Source organism: Pseudomonas sp. HMWF006 (assembly GCF_003061205.1).
Lineage (GTDB): Bacteria > Pseudomonadota > Gammaproteobacteria > Pseudomonadales > Pseudomonadaceae > Aquipseudomonas > Aquipseudomonas monsensis.
The window spans coordinates 18,705-23,317 of record NZ_QAIU01000582.1 but is presented as its reverse complement, the minus strand read 5'-3'; the positions used below and the strand labels follow the sequence as shown (position 1 = coordinate 23,317).

General features: G+C 62.4%; 4 protein-coding genes and 1 pseudogene. All 5 read left to right on the top strand.

Features of this window, described 5'->3' with window-relative positions:
• Window positions 1-221, top strand: a pseudogene (locus DBR24_RS34005) (DNA topoisomerase IV subunit B); the annotation flags it as partial.
• The gene (locus tag DBR24_RS26840; RefSeq protein WP_128616222.1) at window positions 221-1,210 is read left to right on the top strand and encodes an esterase-like activity of phytase family protein; all 990 of its coding nucleotides are present in this window, start codon (window positions 221-223) and stop codon (window positions 1,208-1,210) included. The pseudogene DBR24_RS34005 and the gene DBR24_RS26840, both read left to right, overlap by 1 nt.
• On the top strand, window positions 1,207-1,731 hold the full coding sequence (locus DBR24_RS26835) for a TIGR02281 family clan AA aspartic protease (protein WP_123470873.1): 525 nt from the start codon (window positions 1,207-1,209) through the stop codon (window positions 1,729-1,731). The genes DBR24_RS26840 and DBR24_RS26835 overlap by 4 nt, the downstream gene beginning before the upstream one ends.
• 7 nt (window positions 1,732-1,738) lie before the next feature.
• Entirely contained in the window at window positions 1,739-4,003 is a 2,265-nt protein-coding gene (gene parC, locus DBR24_RS26830) for a DNA topoisomerase IV subunit A (protein WP_003221074.1), read from the top strand.
• Window positions 4,004-4,189: 186 nt separating this feature from the next.
• Window positions 4,190-4,613, top strand: a 424-nt coding sequence (locus DBR24_RS26825) for a membrane integrity-associated transporter subunit PqiC (protein ID WP_371921366.1), incomplete at its 3' end; no start/stop codon positions are given.

Sequence of the window (4,613 nt, the reverse complement as noted above, 5' to 3'; positions counted from 1 at the left end):
AGCCACAGGTCACCCGATTCAAGGGTCTGGGCGAAATGAACCCGCCGCAGCTGCGTGAAACCACCATGGACCCGAACACCCGGCGACTGGTGCAACTGACGCTGGGCGATGATTTCGCCGAGACCTCGGAAATGATGGACATGCTGCTGGCGAAGAAACGCGCCGGTGACCGCAAGACCTGGCTCGAATCCAAGGGCAACCTCGCCGAGGTGCTGGCCTGATGCGCTTCGGCGTCGCCCTGGCATGTGCGTTGCTGCTGGGCTCGATGACGGTGGCGGCCGAGCCGGTGCCCGAGTTGAAGCTGCTGGCCGAGCATCCGGTCGACGGCATGCGCGGCGGCAACCTTTCGGGGTTGGCAATGTGCGGCAAGGATTTGTGGACGGTGTCCGACCGTGACGACGAGCAGATCTATCGCCTGAACACGGGCGATCAGGTCTGGCAGGCCGAAACCGTGCACCTCGACGTGCCGAAAGTACCCGACAGCGGCTTGCCGTGGGGCTTGAGTTCGCGCACCTGGGCGGCGTCGTTCATCCGTGGCGGCGACCTCGATTTCGAAGGGATCACCTGCGACAGCGCCGGTAACCGCTACATCGTCAGCGAAGCCCATGCGGCGGTGCTGCAGGTGTCGCCCGAGGGGACGGCATCGTGGCTGAAAATCTCGCCGATGCTGGTCAAGGAGGCCCGGGCCAGCGGCATGTTGCTGCACTTCAATGCGTTGTTCGAAGGCCTGGCGATCAACCCGGCGGGCGATGAAATGTGGCTGGCGGCCGAGCGTGAACGGCGTGGCCTGCTGAAGATCAAGCGTCAGCAAACAGTCTGGGATTGCCACGGCGGCTGCGTTTTGCTCAGCGAAGCCGGGGTGGAGATGCAGCCACCGCAGTTCCCCAAGGCTCGCGCCGTCAGTCGTGATTTCGCCGACCTGTCGCTGTTCAACGGCAAGCTGTTCACCCTTGAGCGCAATGCGTTCAGGGTCTGTCGGCGTGATGCGGTGACGGCCAAGGTCGAACGCTGCTGGTCGTTTGCTGAAGAGGCCTTGCAGCCACAACGGCTTTATTCCCAGGCCTACGGTCTGGCGGAAGCCTTGGTGGTGGACGCCGACGGCGCGTGGATTGGCCTGGACAATAACGACGGTGTCCGCGCCGATGGCGAGAAACGCCCGATCGTCTGGCGCTTCGCTGCGCCTGAAGGTGGCTGGAGCGCCAAGCCGTGAGCCAGCAACCGCCGGGCAAGCGCGCCGGCCGGGTATTGATGATTCTGGCCTGGTGCGCGGCGTTGTTTCTGGCGACGCGGTTTTTTGGCCAGTGGGAACAGCGCCAGCAGAATCCGAACGTGGTGATCACGTCCGAGCAGCATGACGGCGTGATCGAAGTGAAGCTGGCCGGCAACGCCCAAGGGCATTTTGTCGCCAGCGGCCAGATCAACGGTGAGCCGGTGGAGTTCATGCTCGACACCGGCGCCACCGATGTGGCGATCCCGGCGGATCTGGCCAAACGGTTGAAACTGGAAGAGGGTTTCGGTGTAACCCTGAGCACGGCCAACGGCCTGAGCCAGGGCTACCGGACCAAAATCGACCGCCTGCAACTGGGCGACATCGTGCTGCGGGACGTCCGCGCACTGGTGGCGCCGGGGCTGCATGGCGATCAGGTGCTGCTCGGCATGAGCGCCCTGAACAAACTTGAATTTACCCAGCGCGGTGGCACCATGCTGCTGCGCCAGACAACGAACCGATGAGGCCCGCATGAGCGACTCCCTTGATCTCAGCCTGGACGGTGTAGAACGCCGCTCGCTGGCTGACTTCACCGAAAATGCCTACCTCAACTACTCCATGTACGTGATCATGGACCGTGCTTTGCCGCATATCGGCGACGGCCTGAAACCGGTACAGCGGCGTATCGTCTACGCCATGAGCGAACTGGGGCTGGATGCCGATTCCAAGCACAAGAAATCGGCGCGTACCGTCGGTGACGTGCTCGGCAAGTTCCACCCGCACGGCGACTCGGCGTGCTACGAAGCGATGGTGCTGATGGCCCAGCCGTTCAGCTATCGCTACACACTGGTCGACGGCCAGGGCAACTGGGGTGCGCCGGACGATCCGAAGTCCTTCGCCGCCATGCGTTACACCGAAGCCCGTCTGTCGCGCTATTCCGAAGTGCTGCTCAGCGAGCTGGGCCAGGGCACCGCCGACTGGGGCCCGAACTTCGACGGCACCCTGCAGGAACCGCTGGTGTTGCCGGCACGTTTGCCGAACATCCTGCTCAACGGCACCACCGGTATCGCCGTGGGCATGGCCACCGACGTGCCACCGCACAACCTGCGCGAAGTCGCCACTGCCTGCGTGCGCCTGCTCGATGAGCCGAAAGCCACGGTCGAACAGCTCTGCGAACACATTCAGGGCCCGGACTACCCGACCGAAGCGGAAATCATCACCCCGCGCGCCGACCTGCTGAAAATGTACGAAACCGGCAAGGGCTCGGTGCGCATGCGCGCCGTGTACCACGTCGAGGACGGCGACATCATCGTCACCGCGCTGCCGCACCAGGTGTCTGGCGCCAAGGTGCTGGAGCAGATCGCTGCGCTGATGCAGGCCAAACCGTCGAAAGCGCCGCAGATCGCTGACCTGCGTGACGAATCCGACCACGAAAACCCGTGCCGCATCGTGATTATTCCGGTCAACAGCCGCGTCGATCACGAAGCGCTGATGCAGCACCTGTTCGCCAGCACCGAGCTGGAGTCGACCTACCGGGTCAACGTCAACATCATCGGTCTGGACGGCAAGCCACAGCTGAAAAACCTCCGTGCGTTGCTGGTCGAATGGCTGGAATTCCGCGTGCTGACCGTGCGTCGCCGCCTGCAATTCCGCCTCGACAAGGTCGAGCGTCGCCTGCACCTGTTGGACGGCTTGCTGATCGCTTACCTCAACCTGGATGAAGTGATCCACATCATCCGCACCGAGGAGCACCCGAAAGCCAAGCTGATCGAACGTTTCGCCCTCAGCGAGATTCAGGCCGACTATATCCTCGACACCCGTCTGCGTCAGTTGGCGCGACTGGAAGAGATGAAGCTGCGCGACGAGCAGGACGAACTGCTCAAGGAACAAGCCAAGCTGCAAGCGCTGCTGGGCAGCGAAGCGAAGCTGAAGAAGCTGGTGCGCACCGAGTTGCTGAAAGACGCTGAAACCTATGGCGATGACCGTCGTTCACCCATCGTCGAACGTGCTGAAGCCAAGGCGCTGACCGAACACGACCTGTTGCCGAACGAAAAAGTGACTGTCGTGTTGTCGGAAAAAGGCTGGATCCGTTCGGCCAAAGGACACGACATCGACGCCACTGGCCTGTCGTACAAGGCCGGTGACGGCTTCAAGACCTCGGCGGCGGGGCGCTCCAACCAGTTTGCCGTGTTTATCGACTCCACCGGCCGCAGCTATTCGGTCGCCGCGCACACCTTGCCGTCGGCCCGGGGCCAGGGCGAGCCGTTGACCGGCCGTCTGACGCCGCCGCCCGGCGCCACGTTCGAGTGCGTGCTGATGCCGGAAGACGATGCGCTGTATGTGATCGCGTCCGATGCCGGTTACGGCTTCGTGGTCAAAGGCGAAGACCTGCAGGCCAAGAACAAGGCCGGTAAGGCCCTGTTGAGTCTGCCGAACAACGCCAAAGTCATCGCGCCGCGGCCAGTGGCCGATCGTGAGCAGAACTGGCTGGCCTCGGTCACGACCGAAGGTCGCCTGCTGATCTTCAAAATCAGCGATCTGCCACAATTAGGGAAGGGCAAGGGCAACAAGATCATCGGTATTTCCGGTGAGCGTGTGGCCAGTCGCGAAGAATATGTCACGGACATCGCCGTACTTCCGGAAGGCGCCACGTTGGTGCTGCAGGCCGGAAAACGGACCCTGTCGCTGAAGGCCGACGACCTCGAACACTACAAGGGTGAACGTGGCCGTCGTGGCAACAAGCTTCCAAGGGGCTTCCAGAGAGTGGATGCGCTGCTCGTCGAAAACCTCAATTAGGCGTAAACGCCCACCTAGAGGCGTCGATCTACGATTTAACGCGTAGATCGACGCTTTGGCGCTGGAGTCGGAACGCATATTCACGGATGATATGGCCTTTCCAAACGCCGGCGTGGCCGAGCGTTCTTCATATTTATTGAGTATTTTCACTGTGGTCAGCCTTGTGGCGGCCACCTGGACGGGATGATGACTGCTCTGCGCCCCCTTATTTTCCTGCTCGCCGGCGTTTTGGGCCTGGCGGGTTGCAGCGTTCACCAGCCGGTGTCGCTGTATCAGCTGGACAGCGGAAGTCCGGCTCAGCCTGCGCAAAGCGCAGGCATGGCGGTTTTGTTGGGTCCGGTAGTCATTGCTGATTACCTGCAACGTGAAACCCTGCTGCAACGTCAACCGGACGGCAGCCTGCAAGCGGCGACCGACGGTCGCTGGGCGGGCAGCCTTTCGTCGGATATCGATCAATTGCTGATGCGTCAGGTGGCCGGTCATCTCGACAGCCAGCGTGTGGTGCTGGCGCCGGCGACCCTGGGTTTTACCCCGGATGTGCAGGTGTTGCTGACCATCACGCGTCTGGACTCGGGTGAGAAACAACCGGCGATCCTCGATGCGCAATGGC